The following is a 577-nucleotide window of genomic DNA, read 5'->3' on the forward strand; positions in this document are numbered from 1 at the left end:
CGGGGTCGCCGACCGGGCGCACGCCGGCCAGCGCGGGGGCGTGCTTGCCACGCACCGCCTCACCCGTCGCGGCGTCGACCACCGCCCACGCCCGGTCGCCCTCCGGGCCCGCGGGCAGCAGCCGCACCCGGTCGCGGTCGGTCCCGCCCAGCGACTTCACCGGGTAGATCCGGATGCCCACCACCCGCGCCGTCGTCGTCACGGGATCGAATCTAGGCCGGGATCGCACGACCGGTCCCCCGCCGGCGCAACCGTCGCCGCTGCGCGTCCAGGTAGTGCCGAGCGCGGCGCTGGCCGCCCTCCCGCGCGATCGCCTCGGCCAGCGCGTCGAGCGCGCGGGCCAGCCGGGGCGTGTCCGCGTCCCAACCGCGGCGCAGGCACTCCTCCAGCCACTCCACCGGCCCCCGGTGACCTCGCTCGCCGTTGCACCGACCGCAGGCGGCGACCTCGTTCGCCAGCCAGGACGGGCCGCCCTTGACCCTGGGCACGACGTGCTCGGTCGTCGGCACCACGAGGCCGGTGAAGGGCCGGCGGCACCAGATGCACGTGCCGCCGTCGCGCGCCAGGACCAGCGCGA

At 77.8% G+C, this 577-nt stretch carries 2 protein-coding genes; both read right to left on the reverse strand.

Features of this window, described 5'->3' with window-relative positions:
• A partial coding sequence (locus A6V29_RS08210) for an MOSC N-terminal beta barrel domain-containing protein (RefSeq protein ID WP_170977759.1) occupies nucleotides 1-202 on the reverse strand: 202 nt, incomplete at its 3' end.
• A 10-nt stretch (nucleotides 203-212) separates the two neighbouring features.
• The gene (locus A6V29_RS08215; RefSeq protein WP_137159858.1) at nucleotides 213-572 is read right to left on the reverse strand and encodes an HNH endonuclease; all 360 of its coding nucleotides are present in this window, start codon (nucleotides 570-572) and stop codon (nucleotides 213-215) included.
• Nucleotides 573-577 lie beyond the last annotated feature (5 nt).

It is taken from the genome of Blastococcus sp. CCUG 61487 (assembly GCF_005222955.1).
GTDB lineage: Bacteria > Actinomycetota > Actinomycetes > Mycobacteriales > Geodermatophilaceae > Blastococcus.